Source organism: Sorangiineae bacterium MSr12523 (assembly GCA_037157775.1).
Lineage (GTDB): Bacteria > Myxococcota_A > Polyangia > Polyangiales > Polyangiaceae > Pendulispora > Pendulispora brunnea.
Genome location: CP089982.1, coordinates 12,548,322 through 12,565,555 on the forward strand (window position 1 = coordinate 12,548,322; position 17,234 = coordinate 12,565,555).

The following is a 17,234-nucleotide window of genomic DNA, read 5'->3' on the forward strand; positions in this document are numbered from 1 at the left end:
CCGTTCTCCACCTTCAATACGTTGAAGGCCACCGAAGGACATCCTCGGCGGCCTTCATGGCTGCACGGAGAACATCCCGGTTCGAGCTACGGATCGCGTTCTTCCTCGTGTGGCGAGGGCGCGCATGCTGGGCATACGTTTCCCGTCATCTTCGCCGGAGCGAAGAACAAACTTGTCGCTTTGAAGAAGCGATATGTCGTTTGATTCATCGGCAACAATTTCATTTGATTTTCGGTCGGATCCTCCGATGCATCTATATGCGCCTTCTCCACTCGAACCGGCTCGGATCCGTGGGGAAGCCTCGGCCGCTGAACGCTCCGGGTTCCCGAGCGGATGGGGCTCTCGTCGCCGGACCGGGGCACCGCCCCGTTCCGGAGGCACAAACGCCGAAGGCCGCCTGGGTTTCCCTGGGCGGCCTTCCGAGAGTGCGATGAAACGACTCGCGAAAGTTCCGCCTAAGGATGGCCCTCCGGGTTCGCAAAGCGGATCGCGGCGCGATCCAGGAGGCCGATCTGGCTTTTCTTGGCTTCGAGTGGGAGCGCCCGCGTAAAGCTGCCCAGGCCTTGATGGACGCATCCCTGCCACGTCGCGATGGGCGACAAGCTGGCAGATGATTGATAGGGGCGTCGGGTCATCATGGCTTTCTTCGAAGGGCGGCCTTGTTGGCTGAGCTTTCTTCCTCGGGCTTGCAGAAGTAGACGCGGCGAACGCGCCTACCATTCAGATATTTCGTTCTTATGAGGCTCTTTCCGGAATCGGCCAAGAAAAAATCCGGCCATCAATTAAAAAAGATCACCTGTCGTCGTTTCCGATGCGTCCCCGTTCAATTCGCGAAAAATCGAATCGCATGACCCAAGCTTCGATCGGCACCTTGCACGCTCGTACGTCTGGAGCTTCGAGGCCGGATGTCATGCACCGCTTCTCGAAGCGCCTCGAGCGCCGCCGTGCTGTCCCATCGATCCGCATACCTGAGCTCCCAAAGGGGATAGGTTTGGACGCGAGGAGTCACACGCAGAACTAGGACGAGGCGCGCTCTCCGTCTCTTTCCACCTCTGGTATATGCCAGATATAGGGGCTTGCGGCAAGCCCCTACGTATGCCGCACAGTGACTGGCCACAATCGAGAAACGATTGGAGCAGGAGGTTCGAATGCACGAATTCGGGCGCAGTGTGGCCAAGACGAAGCATGCGGTGGTAATCGTCGGAGGAGGTCCGACGGGCCTGATGTTGGCGGGCGAATTGGCCCTGGCGCGGGTCGACGTCGCCATCGTCGAGCGGCGCGAAAGCCAAGACGTTGCCGGCTCGCGGGCGGGTGGTCTGCAATCGCGCACGATCGAGGTGCTCGATCAGCGAGGGATTGCCGACCGCTTCCTTTCGCAAGGGCACACGATGCAGAACATATCCATGGCGGCGACCCTTCTCGACATCAGCGATTTCCCTACCCGCCACAACTACGGGCTCGCCCTTTGGCAGAAACACACGGAGCGCACCTTGGCCGAGTGGGTCGGCGAGCTGGGGGTGCCGATCTACCGCGGAACCGAGGTAACGGGATTCATGCAGGATGACACCGGCGTCGACGTCGAGCTGTCCGATGGCCGATGCTTGCGCGCGAAGTTCCTCGTCGGATGCGACGGAGGTCGCAGCGCGATCCGCAAGAAAGCGGGCATCGACTTTCCGGGCTGGGACGCCTCCGTGAGCTATTTGATCGCCGAAGTCGAAATGGCCGGAGAGCCGGCGTCCGGCATCCGCCACGATGAAAAGGGCACCTATGCGATGGGCAAACTCGAGGACGGTCTCGTGCGCGTCGTGTTGAGAGAAGAGCAAGTCGGCCGGGGCGATGCTCCGTCGTTCGGAGAGCTCCGCGCCGCGCTCGTTGCGCTCTACGGGACGGATTTCGGCCTTCGCCGCGCCGCCTGGCTCTCCCGATTCAGCGATGCAACGCGGCAGGCGGCTTCCTATCGAAATAACCGAGTGCTCTTGGCCGGTGATGCTGCGCACGTCCATTCCCCGATGGGTGGACAGGGACTCAACCTCGGTATCCAAGATGCAGTGAACTTGGGGTGGAAACTCGCCCAGGTGCTGCGGGGAACTTCGCCGGAAAGCCTCCTCGATACGTACCATTCCGAACGACATCCCGTCGCCGCCCGCGCATTGCGCAAGACAATGGCACACACCGCGCTCAGCCGGGGCGACGAGCGCATGAAGGCCGTGCGCGAGAGCATGTCCGAGCTGCTGCAGATGGACGAGCCCCGAAAGCGATACGCGGGAATGCTGTCGGGACTCGACATTCATTACGACCTCGGTACGGGACACCCGCTGCTCGGGCGTCGCATGCCCGATCTCGACATCGTCACCGCCAATGGCGCGCAGCGCGTGTTCACGTTGCTGCACGAGGCGAAAGCGGTATTTCTCAACCTCGGCGAGCCCGCCGCCTTCGACATCGATCCGTGGGCCGATCGCGTTCAACGGATCGACGCGCGATACGCGGGCGCGTGGGAGCTCCCTGTGCTCGGCGCGGTCTCTGCGCCCACGGGCGTGTTGATTCGGCCCGACGGACATGTCGCATGGGCAGGAGAGGACGGCACGGATCAGGGCCTTCGTGACGCCCTCACCACCTGGTTCGGACCGCCCTCGGCGTCCTAGAGCTTCGCGCCAAGAAGGTCATGGTGATTCATGACCTCACCCATTTATCGATCTGCGGAATTCGACCATTTCAAACTCGCGAATCGAGCGAGGAGAGGGGGCTCACTGTTCGGGGCTATACAACACGTCCCCCATGGGAGAGCCATCGCCGGTGATATGTGCGCGGATTGCATCGAGGTATTCGTCACGGCCGACGAGTCCGTCGCGGTTCGTATCCAATGCATCGAAGGCGGCGTTGGCTTGGCCCACCGGATTGTTCAGCGTCTCGCGCAGCATCATGAACTCCGCTCGGTTCAAGGCCCCGTCCTTGTCGGCGTCGGCGAGGTCGAACAGGGTACCCAGCGCATGCCTGCAGACGGCATCGAACGCAGGTCCACCGGCCCACGCGTTGTACCGCTCGAAATTGATCCCACCGTCACCGTTCGCGTCCATCGACGCCCACGTCCGCTCCGCTGCCGAACGCGCGACGACAACGAGCGGATCGTCGTTCGAGCGTCCCGTCGCGCGGGTCACGTTTTCGGTTCGTGCGAGGTATTCTCGTTTCGAAATGATTCCATCACCATCCGCGTCGAGCATGGCGAAGACGTGTCTCCTGTAGCTCATCGGAGTCCCTCCTCTTGTCAGGTATTCGGATTTGAAGACTTCATATCAGACTACGACGGAGCCCGATAGTGCGGAATGAGTAGGAGTCGCTCGGACATCGAATTCGATTACGCCGTTGGCCCCCCGTCTTTGGCGACATGATGTCTACGCTTGGTGGAGGCGAGAAGCGTCTCCATTTTTTCTTCGTCGACAGCCTGGCGCGGAGTTGCCGATCAGAGCGCTCGACCGCCGCGTCACGACCCTCTCGAAAACCTTTTGACTTCCGGGGCGCTAGGCCACCATTGTGAGTAAAATGGCCGCTGCTTTGGACCCGCGAAATGGTGATGGTCGAGGCCGTTCCGGCTGGTAATAGGAGCGCCCCAGGTTCCCACGGTCGTCGCACACGGCCTCTCACGATGGCGACATGGCTGACGGGCCTGCTCGTTCTCGCGAGCTCGGCCATGGCGCACGCGGATCCGGCATCCGGGTCGAAAAAAGAGGAGCTCCCCCCACGTCGCTACGAGTTCGTTCCGCTCGTGGGGGTCGGTGGAAATAGCGACGTCGGCCTGGAGCTCGGTATCTCGGCGACCCTCGCGCGTTTTTACGACGACGCGCGACCCTATAAGTGGCTCTTGGGCGTGGCGCTGAGCTCGAGCTTCAAAACCGGCGACGGCCGGGGCCTCCGAATGCTCCAGCAGTATCACGTATTGCATCTCGATCTGCCGGGCCTCTTCGGCGGGCGCGTTCGCATCGACTCCCGGGCGAATATCGCGCGCAACATCTCGACACGCTACGACGGGCTGGGCAACGCAAGCTCGATCAAGGACTTGCCGCTCGGTCCTCTGCCATTGCGGCGCAACGAGTACATCGCGCAGAACGTTCGCATCCGATCTTTGGTGCGGGTCAAAACGGGGACGCCTTTCGACGCCGGCTTCGCGGCACATCTCCGGTACGAATTCCCGGAGGCCTACCCGGGCTCCAAGCTCGAATACGACGCAAAGTACTCCGGCCTCGCCGGCACCGAGCGCGCTCTTCTCGCGGGCGTCGCCGGGGGACTCATCCTCGATACGCGCGACTTCGAGTTCGCGCCACATAGGGGCATCTACTATCAGCTCGGAGTACTCGGTATGGTGGGCAGCGCCGAACGCGTGGCCTATGGCGAGGTCTCGACGCAGCTCGCGTCGTACATCCCCCTGGGTCCCTCGATGACATTGGCCACCCGTGTCTTCGCGAGCTTCCAGTTCGGTCGCGTTCCCTTCTACGTTCTTCAGCAAGGCGGCGTGTTCGAGCCGGAGCACATGGTCGGAGATGACCGCGGGGTTCGTGGAATTCCCGAGGGCAGATACGCCGGTCACATCAAAGTGATCGCGAATTACGAGTTGCGCACCACATTCATCCCGCCATTTCACGTTCTCAGCTGGATACTCCAGATCGGGACGACGACCTTCTTCGACGCGGGCCGGGTCTGGAACAACTACGACACCTCCGCCTTCGACGGCCGCACGCCGGGCATCAAATACAGCGTGGGCGGCGGCTTTTACTTCCAATGGGACCGATCGAGCGTCCTCCGCTTGGAGGTCGCTTATTCGCCGACCGACCATGAGCCTTCCGGCTTTCCTCTCGGGTATTACCTGGCCGACCGACTCATTTTTTGATTGCCGCACGGCGATGCCAAAGGCTTCTCGCCGCTCGGGATCTCACAATGGGATTCACGCCTCCGGATGCCATGTGGCGTGCGGTCAGCGCATGACTCACATGTTACGCAATGGTCATTATCGACTGACGCGCGGTCGCGCCGCGGCAAACATTTCGAACGAGTTTGGAGGCAGCGCAAACACTGCGCACTGTGCACGTTCGAGTGCTGCCACAGAAAAGCCAAAGACCCGATGAAACCGAAATACAGCGATGCGGCATGCTGGTTGCGACGTGCGCGAACCAGCACCCCTCCGCCGGCCGTTCGAATCGAACGGCTGCTTCCCGCGAAAAGGAATCATCATCATGAAGCGCATCATCCAGCGTTCGCATAGAGTTTTCCTTCCGCCCGCTCTATTGGCCACCGTCGTGACTTGCCGCCGAAATGCGCCTGGAGATTCTCCGTGACCGACGATTCGAACATTGGTCGGCGCAGCATGATCCTCGGGGGAGTCGCGACGGTGGCCGGTACCGGCCTTGTCGCGCAGGCGTCGGCGGCCACCCTGCCACCGAACGAACTGAACGGATACAGCCTTCCTTTGAGTGCCAGGGGCGAGGCCAACATCGTCGGCGCACCGCCGTGGAACTACGTCGGTGATCTGATCGGCATTGAGTTCTGGACGACCCCGGAGGCTGCGCAGGCCGCGTTGCCCGCAGGGCTCACACCGGACCCCACCACGTCAGGTCACGGCTACGCATTGTTCATCGACTGGCAGTTCACCACCGGCGACCGGCAGGACTATCTGGACCCGGTGCGCAGCCAGTACTCCGAGTTCCTGATCCTGCTGGACGCTCGGTTCCAGAGCACGAACGTGGCGTGGTGCCCGTTCATCTGGGTCGACAACGACGCATCCCTTGCCAGGGGCTGGTTCCAGGGCTTCCCGAAGAAGATTGGCCAGGTCCACCAGACTCGCGCCTACTCCGTGCCCAGCAAGGCCGCACCGGTTCTCGGGCCGGGCGGAACGTTCGCCGGAACCCTGTCGGCCGCGGGTCGCCGTTTGGCGGAAGGCCAGATCACGCTGGCGAACACGATCCCGAACCTGCCCGCGCTGTCCCGGCCCATCGTCAACCTCCGGCACTTCCCCCGATTGAGGGCCGGTCAATACGACAATCCAGCTGTGCACGAGCTCACATTGTCTATTTTGGACGGAGTGCAGCTCGGTACGACCTGGGCGGGCTCCGGCAAGCTCCAGTTCTTCCCCGCGCCAGGTGAGGAACTGGCGGATCTGTGGATTGTCGGTACCGGACAAGGATTCCGCAGCACGCTTTCGTACACGGTATCCGATTTGCGGATCCTCACCGGTCCGGACGCGCGCTGAGAAACGTGGGAACCCGCGGGTCCCACATACCGGGACCCGCGAGCCCCTTCGGAATCAGAAGCCCCCTTTCGGCCGCATCATCGAGAGAGGTGCACGATGTAGCGCGTGGCGTCCGCTTTCCAGTCGAACGTTCGGACGGCGTTCGTAGCGCCGAATACATCTCATACTTTGATTTTCAGTTCCTATCTGTGGACGCGAATTCAAGCGTCCCTATCTTCGGTTATGCGTGGAGCGCGACCAAGCTTCCCGTATTGCAATCATAGGCCAGTCCGACAGGCGCAAAGTCAACATTTGAAGCTGACGGTACCCATGGTTTCTGCCGAAGCGTCGCCTTCCCGTGCGCGCAACCACGATATCCTAACGCTTTCGGCCATTGGTTACATAGCCTATTATCTGATTGTCCAGTGGCACGAGGTCGTCGGCCACGGCCTGCCGTTTTATCTGATGGGGTCACGCCATTTGTTGCTCACGTCGACGTCCATGGACGCGCCCGACAACATTCCCGCCGTGGCCGTTGGAACGATGGGCAGCCGCTTCGTGTCGGTGTCGGGTTCGCTTTCGACGATCTTGCTCGCGCTTGTTCTGTATCCGTGGCTTCGACATGCGATCCGTACGCGTGCAAACATCTCGCTCCGGTTTTTCCTTTGGCTCATGGTGGCCATCGGTTTCTTTCACGGGTGCTGCTACCCGACATATTCGGGTATCTTCGGCGCAGGCGATTGGGCGGACATCATCGCCCTTTGGCCTCACCAAGGGCTGCTGCGCGCCATCGAGATCGTTTTGGGTATCGTTCTATGTACGGTGACGGTTCGGGCATTTGCTCCTCTTTTCGGCACCTTTTCCGAAAGCCTCGTCCGCCTCGCGATGGTTCCCTATTTGGCGGGTACCGTGGGAACGGGAATCGGTGGGTTCTTTCTTCCCGCTGAGCAGATGTATTACATCATCATTGGCCTCATCCCCTCCGCGCTCATTGGTCAGGGCGTGCTCCTGTTCATCGTGCCGCGGGCCCGCAAGGTGCGCACCGAAGTCCCCGTGGGCGAGGTGATTCCAAGGAGCCCCACTGCCATCGTGCTCGCGATTATCGTACTCGCGATCATGATTTTGACGGCACGCGGGGTTCATTTCTATTTCGCGTAATCCCGCAGGGCCTATGGGCTTTACCTCTTTCGTCTCTTGCGTGTCGCTCGAGCGAGCGCGGTGGATGCCGCACCCTCGAATCGAAAGAGCCGTTGGAGGGAATTGCATGCCCCAGAGACCCCCCTGCAAAGGCCCTCCGGTTCCCGACCAGATCGCTTCAACGCCTCTCTCTGCCCCCTCTGCAGAGACCCCTCGGCGCCGCGGCCACCTCACGACCCTCAGCAGCCCGTCTCGCCCTGCGCCCTGCCCAGCGGGCCTCCGCACCGGTTGCGCCGGTCCCCGATCCCCGCTGTCGAGCAGCGCCCCTCTCGGTAGTCGAATCGAACCGCCTCCGTCTCTCGTCTCTTCGCGACCCAGGGCTACGAAGGCTCTCCGACCAGCGGCTACGAAGGGGGTGACCAACGGCTTTATTGGGGTTCACTGAGACAAAGACGGGTACCACCGAGCCATAAACTCGCCTTCGCCGAACAAAGACTCGAGACCAACGGCTTCGAAGCGCGACCGACGGCTACGGAGCGCGACCATCCGCTACGGAGCCTGACCAAGTCCTTCGAAGCACGACCAGCGGAATCGCGGCCAAGGGCCTCGATCCGTCACGGGTGCGCAATCACGACGAGAGATGGCGCACGCTTCATGGCGCATTCGAGCGCCTGCTTTTGCGTCTCAGGATCGAGTGAAGCGAAGCTCTCGTCGAGGATCACGAGTTCAGCCCCCTGGAGGAGCGCGCGCGCCAGGTAAACGCGACTGCGCTCGCCGTGCGACAGCTGCCAACCGGTTTCGCCGACCCGTTCCATCAGGCCACCTGGCATCTTTTCGAGAACTGGGCCGAGCCCGAGCTCGCGGCAGACGGTTTCGGCTTCGTGAAGGTCCTCTCGGCGAGGCGGCCATCGGCGGCCCAAGAGCACATTGAACGCGAGCGTCTCGGACAGAATGTGATTCTCGTGAAACTGGGGCGCGGCCGCGATGTGACGCCGCCAGGTCGGGGCGCCGAGTGACTTTTGATCGAGTCCGCGAAGGAGAACCAGGCCCGCGTCGTGCGTGCGCAGTCCCGCAAGTACCGAGCCGAAGGTTGACTTTCCGCTTCCCGACGGGCCCTCGACGAGGATGCGCTCTCCGTGTCGGATACGAAATGTCACATCGCGGAGGACCGGCGCAGCCTCCGGTCGGTAACGAAAGTCGAGATGACGCACATCGAGAAGTGTCATGGCCTCAGGGAGCTCGGCGCCGTCATGGGCCGTCGTGACCGGTGGTATCCGCGCGGAGGCAGGGGCCTTGGGGCAAGCCGCCGCGTCGAAGAGCGGCGCTGCATGTTTCCAAGCCGCCAGGGCACCCACAAGGGAGGTGAGCCCGGCGGTGATGCGCATGAGTGCACTTCGTGCGAGCAGAACACCTCCGATGCCGACGGCGAGCTTCTCGGGCGATGCCGCTCCGCCCATGAACGCCGGCGCAAGGGCCGCAAAGCCGAGGAGCATCCAGCCGCGCGGCAGTAGGCCCGTGATGGCCGTATTGACTCGGTCCAGGGCGCGCGTGGCTTCGGCGTAGGCGGCGAGGGCGCGGTCTTCGCCGTCGTGCCAGTGAGTCGAATCTTCCTGGGCAACCCGCGTGCGGTGACCGAGCATTCCCTCGACCATGTCCTGGGTCATCGTGATGCGCGCATGCGACCATGCAAGCCACCGGCGGGCGAATCGGTAGATGAGAGAGCCGGCGAAGGCGAGCCAGGCGACAAACGCCAGAACGGACGCAAGGCCCGACGGCCCGAGCGCGAGCACCGGCACGGCGATGCCGAGTTCCACGAGTGCCACGAGGCTGACGAAGCCTCCGTGCATCGCGAGGTCTTCGACGGCGTCGACTTCGATGACGCGTCCTAAGAGCTGACCCGTGCCTTGACTCCGGATAGCGTCGGGGACGAGGTTGAGCGCGCCAAGCAGCATGCGTTGCTTCAAGAGGAGCCCAGCGCGGACACTCGCGATCCCCTGCCACCACGCGGTGAGTACGCGAATGGGAACGAGAGTGGCCAGAACGAGAGCCCACGCGTAGAGCCAGCCGCGGTCGAGATGGCCCGAGAGTGCTCCGCGTCCGATGACCCACCATGCGAGCAGCGACAGGGCGAAGCTGACCGCGTGCGCGATGGTCGTTGCACGAAGCATGCGGATGACCCCCGCGCTTCGGAGCTGGTCAAGAAATGGCGTCGCAGGCGAAATGCGCAGCGCCCACCCCGCGTCGAGAGGGAGCTCGCGAACCTGCTCTCGGAGAAGGGCGGCTCGTGCGCGCGTACGGTCTCGCGACGAGAGCGGAGTCCGCGCGAGAATGCCTTCGATGCGGGCTCCATGTACACCTTCTGCGTGGCCGTAAAGGGCATCGCGCAGCGTGGCCAGCGCGACGGTGCGCACGGTATGATCCGGCGTTACGATGTGCGCGCGCTTGGTGTTCGCGTCGAGGAGTGCGATGAGCTGGTGCTCGTCGGAAGGGGACGCTCCAGCGATCCGCAGCAGGGCAGGAGCGCTGGTGCCGAGCAGTACGTCGATGTCCCCGTACCGGACGGAGAGTGGCTCCGCTTCGAGTCCGAGCTCGCGTGCGGCATCTTCAAGGGAGGCGTGCCCAGGCAGGAACGTTCGTGCGGGGCGCCCGGCAACGCGAACGATGGACTCGAGGGCTTCGCCAGCGCGTGACGACGGCCATACGAGGGACGCGATGGGGGCGCTCGGTGAGGTCACGTTCGCACCTCGGCCCCTCGGGCACCCACCGGCATTCCCTCCGCCAGCTGGCCATCGCGGACCGTGACTTTTCGCCAGGCGTCTCCGTTCCATAGCGTTCGCCGGACGTCTGCCTCGGCGCGAAGCATGCTCGCGTAGCGCGAATCGTCGCGCGCCAGGAGCTCCGCCGGGTTCCCGTCCTCGCAGACGCGACCTCCGTCCAGTACGATCACGCGGTCGAAGGTGCGCGTCTCCTCCACGTCGTGCGTCACGCAAAGGAGCGTGGCGCTCTTCCATCGTTCACGGGCGCGGGCCGTGAGGACGTGCCGGCACTCACGATCGAGCCCCCGGAAGGCCTCGTCCAAAACGACGAGCTTTGGTTTGCGCATCATTGCGCGTCCTAGTCGTACGCGCTGTCCTTCCCCGCCGGCCACGAGCGCGCCACCCTCGCCGAGCTCAGTTTGCAGGCCATCGGGCAGTCGCTCGAGCAAGCCCAGAAGATCGGCATCCTCCAGGACCGCGTCCACGCGACCATCGCCGTTGGGCACCGCCCCATACTCGAGATTCGCCAGAAGGGAGCGATTCCAAATATGCACGGATGCGTCGACCCACGCCGTTTGCATGCGCACCTGTTTCAGGTGATCGCCGCGCAAGGGCAGGCCATCGACCAATACGGAACCGGAGGCGGGCCGATGCCACCCGAGGAGCAGTCCCACGAGGCTCGATTTTCCAGCACCGGATGCACCGACGATCGCGACGTGTGCGCCCTTCGGAATGGCAAGATCGAGGTGCTTGAGAATGGTATGCCCCGCCGCACGTACCGACACCTCACGGAACACGATGTGTGCTTCGGCGACGTCGGAGTGGGTGCCCGTTGCCGGCTGGCTCCCTTCGTTCGCAGCCGGTTCTTCCACGGCATCGAGCGGCTCCATGAGTCGAAGCAACCGATTTCGCATGGACGGATAAAGCAGCGCCGTCCGCGCGATCTCCTGCCCGAGTACCGGAACATTCAGCGCCCAATAGACGAATAGCAGCACGGCTGCCGGTTCCGGCTCGTGCACCAGATACGCAAATACGAGGAACACAGCGAGGGACGAACCGCCGATCTGCTGAAGCGCATCGATGAACGTCGAAGCGCGAATTCGGGACAGCGAAGCTCGGGCCCATTCCACCGTCACGCGACCGTGCTGCCGACGCACAGTCGACTCTCCACCATGCGCTCGGAGCGCTACAAGCCCGAGGAGACTATCGAAATAGAACCTGGTGAGCGCTCCATCGAACGATCGGGCACGCAAATCGCGCTCGGCCACACTCCGTTGCGCGAACCATGGTCCGGCCGTAGAGACCACGACCGCCAGGAGCACGAGTGGCCAACTGCGCGCATCAATCCAAACGAGCCCCGCCGCGACCACGAGCAGGTCCATCGCGTTGCGCACGATGCGACCGCCGAGCTGCGGAAGCTCCCGCACTGGGTGAATAGCATGGCAACGATGCGCCATGTCCGACGCGGGACGGGACTGAAAATAGCGATCGTGCAGTCGCGGTACCTTGCGCAGAAATGCCATGCGCAAGCGTGTCTCGAGTCGCCGGCCCACGCGCAGTACCCCGCCGGCAAACGAGACATCGAGCACGAGCAATATGGCCAATAGCGCTACCAGCACGCCGATGCCGGCGAGCCGCTGTTCCGGAATACCGAGATGACGTCCTACGTCGATGGAGGATCGCAGAAGCAGTGCCTCGAGTGCGCCGCCAAGCGTTGCAGCGACCAGGGAGAGCAGGAGGAGCCCGGGCCCGAGTACGCCGTCTTGGCGCAGGATGGAACCGAGATGGCGCAAGGGTCGCGGTGGCCGCTCGCGGAGGGCAGCTGTTACTTCGGCCGGAAGCGGTGCGTCCGTCTTCTCTGGCCGAACGCCGAAGACGCGCACTAGCACGGCGCCGCTGAGCATGATGTGCTCTGGTGTTGCGCTCGGTGCGGCGGACCAGTAACTGCGTGGTACAATCAGCTCGCTGGAGTCATCGAAATGTCCGGAGACAAGATCGCGAAGCGCCTCGTCGAGGAGCTCTTCAACAAGCGAGCTCGCCGCGTTCCCGCGTTCGATGGCCCGCTCCAACACCAGCGACTCGGTCATCCGCAACGCCGCATCGAGCGCGCCGAACGATCGCCATGATGGGTCTGCCCGAGCCCTCTCCAGGAGACCCGCCCCGGACTTACGCGCGCCGATGCGAGCGAAGCGCACCGCGAAGGCCTCGTGCGCCTCAACGCCTCCGGCCCATGCACGCCATTGCGACGCAGGAATCGGCATTCCGTGTTTGAATGTGATTTGCCGCAACGTCGCTGCGTCCACCCAAAGCCGCCCGCGCCCCGGATCCATGATCTGGAAGCGCCGACCGATGCGTCGCCAAACGACGACGAAGTGCAACGCGCCTACCGGATCCTTCGTTACGAGGAGGGCTGGAAACGGATCGCCCACCGCCAGGTGCTCGAAGGGCAACATGGTTTGGGTTGCATCGAGTCCGAGGCGGACAGCCAAATCTTCGAGGACATCAATGGAGGTTCCGTCGACCTCCGTTTGGCATGCCTCCCGCAGGCGCCCGTAGCTGACGTTGATTCCGTGCCCCTCGAGCAATGACTTAAGGGCGGCCGGTCCGCAATCCATCGCCGAGGTCTGAATGACCTCCGGTGCCTGAAAACGGCGCATCATTGCCGGGTAATGCGCTCGCGACGGTCCTCGGTTGGACGCGGTGGATCGCTGTTGCCTCGATGAAGAAGGCGTCCGACGGCCCGCAAGATGAGAGCCGCAGGCGTCGCTCGCTCTACTTCAATCTCCACCGTTCCCGGTAATCCGTGCTGCAGCGGAATGCGCTCATTTGCCGAAACGATATTCAACTCGACCCGCGCATGGCCATCGCGCACCTCGCGTGCCACATCTGTTACGGACGCTCTGGTGTCGCCAAACTCTGTCCAAGGAAAGCCATCGAAGCGCACCTGTGCAGTCTGGCCGGTGCGCACGTGTCCAAACGCGGATGCTGGCTTGAGCTCGGCGATCACCCGCAGATCGCCGCGCGCGACGATGGTTCCGAGATGGTCGCCCTCGTCCACGAAGGAGCCCGGACGGAAGGAGCTGATCTCGCCAATGCGCCCACTTGCCGGAGCTCGAATACGTCGTCGATCAATTTCGTGCTCGAGCGACTCAATCTGTGCTTCGATCTGATGGAGTTCCGATTCGAGCCGGACCACGTCTCGTTGCAACGCGGCAATGTGGGTGTTTCGGTCGGACTGCCCGGTGATCCACTCGCCCTCGTGCTTGGTCCGTTGCGCCCGAAGGGCCGCCGCGGTCGCGGCCTTCCGCTCGGCGTCCGCCTTCGCCCGCACCGCGTCGATATCGGGCATGGCACCACTGTCCGTTAGCCTCTCGATTCGCTCAAGCTCCTCACGTGCGAGTCGGGTTGCGATCTCGGCTTCCTCCGCGCGGCTCGAGGCCTCGCCGAGGATTGCATCTCCCTGGCTTCGAAATGCCGTCAGGGCCTTCTTTTCGGCCTCCAATTCGGCGCGTGTTGCGGTGAACTGCGGACCAAGGTTTGCCGCCTTCACCTTTGCTTCGCTAAGCGCAAGGCGCTGTTGGTCCGAGTCCAATTCAACGAGAACGTCTCCCTCGTCGACCTCTTGGTCCAAAGCGAAATTGACTTTAACGACACGCCCTGGGATCGGCGCATCGAACGGGTGTGCCGCACGGACGACCTCGAGGCGGGCAGCCTCGCTGGTCTCGTAGACCGAGAGCTCTCCGCGAAAGAGCCATGTGCCCCACACCGCCAGGAGGGTAAGGGCAACGACCGCGGTTAGTCCACGGGTCCGGGAGCTGTCGGCATCGAGAACGCGAGACGTACGGCTGAACATGGCGGTATCACCCCCGACGCGGCCGCCCCGCCCATGATGTCGTTCCGAGCCACGCACGGGACAGCATGTCGCGCGCGCGGCGCAATCGATAAGCGACGCTTCCACGAGACATACCGAGCTCCCCTGCGGCGTCGCGCTCGGAAAGTCCGTCCTCGTTTACGGCCGCGACCACGCGTTTGTCTTGGCTGGGAAGCTCTTCGAAAGCACGTGCCGCGTGCTCGGCTCCTTCAGCGGCGCGCAGCATGTCTTCCGGAGTCACACTTCTGCCTGCTACCTCGCGCTCCCACGTCGAGACCTCGTCCTCGCTACCACGCGCTCGTTCGAGCCCGACGCGCTTGCGGACCGCCATGGCCTTCCGGGAGGCCGCCATGAATACGTAAGCATCTCGCTCACGCTTACCCATCGCCTCCAGCCGTGCGACGTGCGGTATCAACGCAATCAGGGTTTGTTGGAGGGCCTCCTCCGCATAGCACGCGCGGAGACGCGAGGGGCGAATGCCCGCGCGAACGACGGGGAGAAGTTCCGAAAGAAGTTGAGAGCGAAGGGTCGGCATGAGGTCTACCACTCGTGGCGGCGCATCAGATCTTGCACCATGAGAGTGCGAGCTCGAAGGCCTGTGTGAAACGGATTCGTATCTTCCATGCCTGGGACGAGCGCACGGACAACATGGCCCGGTGCGACGTCGTCAGGCGACAAGTCCCGGTAAAGCACACGATCGAAGCCAGCCGCAGTCAAACGACGGACAATGAAGTCGACATTTTCGCGCGCGCTCTGTCCGACGAATCCGACGACGTCTCGGAGTGGCTTCTTCGGAACGTACGGCCGAATCCAATATGCGTCGCCCCGAGAGAGAGGGCGGGGCCGCTCGTGTCGTCCAAGACTACGCGGACGTATTCCAAAGTCCTCGCGAGCACCGGAGAGCGCGCCGACGCGTGTCTGAACAGCTTCAAGCAAAGCCCGTTTGACGGCAATCTCGGGATCTGGATGGGTGCCAGATCCACCGTGATACTTCTCAGTGAGGCCGTGGACCCCGTCAGGTCGAAAGATGCGTGCTGAAAAAGTGGGCACACTCACCTCGCAGGTGATGTCCATCACGCGCACCTGGTAGCCGGCGTCGCGAATCGATTGCACGATACGCCCGATGGATGGCGTACACTTCTCGAGATCGACCAGAGTAAACGGCCAGCGTGGCGCTCCGGGAATTTCACCGGGATTGCTCAGGGCTTGTTCAGCAAGCTTCACGGCATGTCGTTCGATGCGCTCGCAGAGCGCGTGAAGGATGGCTTCGGTGATCGTAAAGCCGGAGGCAAGCCCACTGGTGCTGAAAACCTTTCGTCCGCGGCGGGCGGAGTAGAGCAGGTCCCTCGCCTGCCGGCGCATCGAGAGAAGATCTCGCGCCACAAGTACTCGCTCACCGGTAACCAAGTCGGTCATCCAAGACCACGAGATCGACGAGTCTGACGCATAACACGAATCGAACGGCAGGGCGCACCTATTCGGGTCAATCGCAGACTTCGTGCTCAACTTGTGAAACCCACCCTCCAGAACCACGTCGGGCTCGAACCGCTCCTGGCAATATTTCTCGAGCTCCTCCATCAAAGCGCCCGCGGTGGCTCCGTCGATGGATTCGCTTTTTCCGCCGCCTATGGTGGACGACCAGTCCGATGATCGATATGCGGCGGTTACATGCAAGCCAAAGCGTTCGAGCTCACCGAGTTGTGCGACCCGCGTCACGCCGATTGTCTTGCCGATTTTTCGCGCGATCACGGCAGCCTCGCCGTCGGGAATGGACCGTGACGAAGAGCCTTTTGCATAAGGCGCGAGCGGTAACGACTCGACTCCTCTACCTACGAGCCCATCGCGCCGGGGCGCATCTTCTAACGTCCCTAGCAGATGGACGCCGACGCGACGAGCAGACGCAATCAGTTCCACGATGGGTTTCGCATCATTCTCAGAAATGCCGGCCTGCGACAGCATCCCGTCCCAGGTGGCTTCGGGCATTTCGCACAGCAATGCACGCTTTGCTTCGCGCAGCTCCCCATCGTAGTTATCGTTTTGACCGTCATGCGCCTCGCGAGCAAGCATCAGCAATGCTCCCAACCGCATAGCCTCGCGCTTCAGAGCGAGATTGCTTAGGAAGAGGTCGACCCTCAACGCACGCATAAAGTCAGTCGCGTCCAAGGTAAACAGGGAGTGCTGAACGGCTTGCGTCCGGCGTTCTCGTCGAAGCTGCTCTTGCAGTTCCTCGAAGCCGATCCCGAGATCGCGCAGTGTTACGTGTGCTTCTTCTCGACCTTTCCAACCCCACTCTTCCGCGGCCATGACGAACAACTCTTGAACAGACGGGACCTGCGTGTCTCGTGCCGGAGCAAGCGATTCGAGTCCCGTCCAAGCGCCCCGCGCAAGAACCTGTCGTGCATGTCGGTCAAACTTCCCGGTAACGGCGAGAAACTTGAGAAGATCGGACCATTCGATCTTCTCGCCGAATTCCCATACGGTGAGAGGGGCGTCAGCGGCGCTGCTGATGGCAACGCGAACGGACGCAAAGTGATCGTCGTAGTCGTCATGCCGCTGGTTCGTTCTCAGTACCCGCTCCCAGTGCGGCGCTGCTTCCAATTCGGGAAGGAGCTCGAGTAGAGTCTGCGCGTCTTCCCGTTTCAGGTCGATCGACCGAAGTGCGCGAATCAACTGATCCATCGCCGCGGGATCTTTAAATCCCGCGTTGCGTAAGATATTTCGATATGTCCTATCGTGAAAGTGGATAGACGACGCGACATCGACTATGGTCGAGCCTACGGCCTCGTCGAGCGTTCCGGATCCTACCAGCGAGGCGACTGCAAATCGAATATTCGCGAGGGGTTCCGTGAGGGCATTTCCGGTATCGACATCGAGCAACACGGCAACCTCATCATCGCGCTCGATCGTCCCGTTCCGATACATCTGATAGATCCGGCCGACGCCGAGCATCTCATGCACTTCGGCCGCTCGAAGTGCCCCCATGCTCGACGAACCGACAATGCGAACTCCTCGCGCAATCGCAGTGCGGATTTCACGAGGTGAGACGGCCAGCTCCGCGTCGAACACGCCGTCAATGATCGCCACGAGATTCGGCGCTTGTACTGAATCGAGGTCTCCGCGGCGGATGGGGGGACGAATGTCCGCGAAGGGCACCAGCTCCCGCACACGTGCGGCATCCAACGAAGGCCCCACGAAGACCGTGACGTAGGTTGGGGCCTTCTTTTCGATATCCGTACTGCCAAACGGGAACTCCATA

The 17,234-nt window shown here is 62.6% G+C and carries 11 protein-coding genes; 4 read left to right on the forward strand and 7 right to left on the reverse strand.

The annotated features are described in order from the left end of the window. Positions 1 to 455 precede the first annotated feature (455 nt). The gene (locus tag LZC95_49675) at positions 456 to 638 is read right to left on the reverse strand and encodes a hypothetical protein (protein ID WXA94503.1); all 183 of its coding nucleotides are present in this window, start codon (positions 636 to 638) and stop codon (positions 456 to 458) included. Positions 639 to 1,148: 510 nt separating this feature from the next. Between LZC95_49675 and LZC95_49680 the strand changes: the two genes are divergently transcribed. Continuing rightward, the gene (locus LZC95_49680) at positions 1,149 to 2,642 is read left to right on the forward strand and encodes an FAD-dependent monooxygenase (GenBank protein WXA94504.1); all 1,494 of its coding nucleotides are present in this window, start codon (positions 1,149 to 1,151) and stop codon (positions 2,640 to 2,642) included. A 102-nt stretch (positions 2,643 to 2,744) separates the two neighbouring features. Here the strand turns inward: LZC95_49680 and LZC95_49685 are convergent, their stop codons facing one another. After that, positions 2,745 to 3,245 carry an EF-hand domain-containing protein gene (locus LZC95_49685; GenBank protein WXA94505.1) on the reverse strand — a complete coding sequence of 167 codons (501 nt, stop codon included), beginning with the start codon at positions 3,243 to 3,245 and terminating at the stop codon, positions 2,745 to 2,747. A gap of 395 nt (positions 3,246 to 3,640) precedes the next feature. Here LZC95_49685 and LZC95_49690 point away from each other — a divergent pair, with 395 nt between their 5' ends. The 3 genes from LZC95_49690 (at position 3,641) to LZC95_49700 (ending at position 7,372) form a co-directional block, all read left to right on the forward strand. Continuing rightward, positions 3,641 to 4,879 carry an outer membrane protein assembly factor gene (locus tag LZC95_49690; protein WXA94506.1) on the forward strand — a complete coding sequence of 413 codons (1,239 nt, stop codon included), beginning with the start codon at positions 3,641 to 3,643 and terminating at the stop codon, positions 4,877 to 4,879. 441 nt (positions 4,880 to 5,320) lie between these two features. Next, complete coding sequence (locus LZC95_49695) at positions 5,321 to 6,235, forward strand: acetoacetate decarboxylase family protein (GenBank protein WXA94507.1); 915 nt, start codon at positions 5,321 to 5,323, stop codon at positions 6,233 to 6,235. A gap of 309 nt (positions 6,236 to 6,544) precedes the next feature. Continuing rightward, positions 6,545 to 7,372, forward strand: coding sequence for a hypothetical protein (locus LZC95_49700; protein WXA94508.1), 828 nt, complete (start codon positions 6,545 to 6,547; stop codon positions 7,370 to 7,372). A gap of 593 nt (positions 7,373 to 7,965) precedes the next feature. Here LZC95_49700 and LZC95_49705 read toward each other — a convergent pair. Genes LZC95_49705 through LZC95_49725 form a run of 5 tightly spaced genes read right to left on the reverse strand, consistent with a single transcriptional unit; the run spans position 7,966 to position 17,233 of the window. Further along, positions 7,966 to 10,086 carry an ABC transporter ATP-binding protein/permease gene (locus LZC95_49705; protein WXA94509.1) on the reverse strand — a complete coding sequence of 707 codons (2,121 nt, stop codon included), beginning with the start codon at positions 10,084 to 10,086 and terminating at the stop codon, positions 7,966 to 7,968. Next, positions 10,083 to 12,767 carry an ATP-binding cassette domain-containing protein gene (locus LZC95_49710; GenBank protein ID WXA94510.1) on the reverse strand — a complete coding sequence of 895 codons (2,685 nt, stop codon included), beginning with the start codon at positions 12,765 to 12,767 and terminating at the stop codon, positions 10,083 to 10,085. Before LZC95_49710 ends, LZC95_49705 begins: the two co-directional genes overlap by 4 nt. Further along, positions 12,764 to 13,960 (reverse strand): HlyD family efflux transporter periplasmic adaptor subunit, encoded by a 1,197-nt coding sequence (locus LZC95_49715; protein WXA94511.1) that lies wholly within the window; start codon positions 13,958 to 13,960, stop codon positions 12,764 to 12,766. The genes LZC95_49710 and LZC95_49715 overlap by 4 nt, the downstream gene beginning before the upstream one ends. A gap of 7 nt (positions 13,961 to 13,967) precedes the next feature. After that, the gene (locus tag LZC95_49720; GenBank protein ID WXA94512.1) at positions 13,968 to 14,513 is read right to left on the reverse strand and encodes a sigma-70 family RNA polymerase sigma factor; all 546 of its coding nucleotides are present in this window, start codon (positions 14,511 to 14,513) and stop codon (positions 13,968 to 13,970) included. Between the two features lie 5 nt (positions 14,514 to 14,518). Further along, entirely contained in the window at positions 14,519 to 17,233 is a 2,715-nt protein-coding gene (locus LZC95_49725) for a YcaO-like family protein (protein ID WXA94513.1), read from the reverse strand. Position 17,234: the final 1 nt, after the last annotated feature.

What these genes read in the sequence shown, in the direction of transcription:
- LZC95_49675 (WXA94503.1), bottom strand. Translation starts at nt 638, where the DNA reads ATGATGACCCGACGCCCCTATCAATCATCTGCCAGCTTGTCGCCCATC.
- LZC95_49680 (WXA94504.1), top strand. Translation starts at nt 1,149, where the DNA reads ATGCACGAATTCGGGCGCAGTGTGGCCAAGACGAAGCATGCGGTGGTA.
- LZC95_49685 (WXA94505.1), bottom strand. Translation starts at nt 3,245, where the DNA reads ATGAGCTACAGGAGACACGTCTTCGCCATGCTCGACGCGGATGGTGAT.
- LZC95_49690 (WXA94506.1), top strand. Translation starts at nt 3,641, where the DNA reads ATGGCGACATGGCTGACGGGCCTGCTCGTTCTCGCGAGCTCGGCCATG.
- LZC95_49700 (WXA94508.1), top strand. Translation starts at nt 6,545, where the DNA reads ATGGTTTCTGCCGAAGCGTCGCCTTCCCGTGCGCGCAACCACGATATC.
- LZC95_49710 (WXA94510.1), bottom strand. Translation starts at nt 12,767, where the DNA reads ATGATGCGCCGTTTTCAGGCACCGGAGGTCATTCAGACCTCGGCGATG.
- LZC95_49715 (WXA94511.1), bottom strand. Translation starts at nt 13,960, where the DNA reads ATGTTCAGCCGTACGTCTCGCGTTCTCGATGCCGACAGCTCCCGGACC.
- LZC95_49720 (WXA94512.1), bottom strand. Translation starts at nt 14,513, where the DNA reads ATGCCGACCCTTCGCTCTCAACTTCTTTCGGAACTTCTCCCCGTCGTT.
- LZC95_49725 (WXA94513.1), bottom strand. Translation starts at nt 17,233, where the DNA reads ATGGAGTTCCCGTTTGGCAGTACGGATATCGAAAAGAAGGCCCCAACC.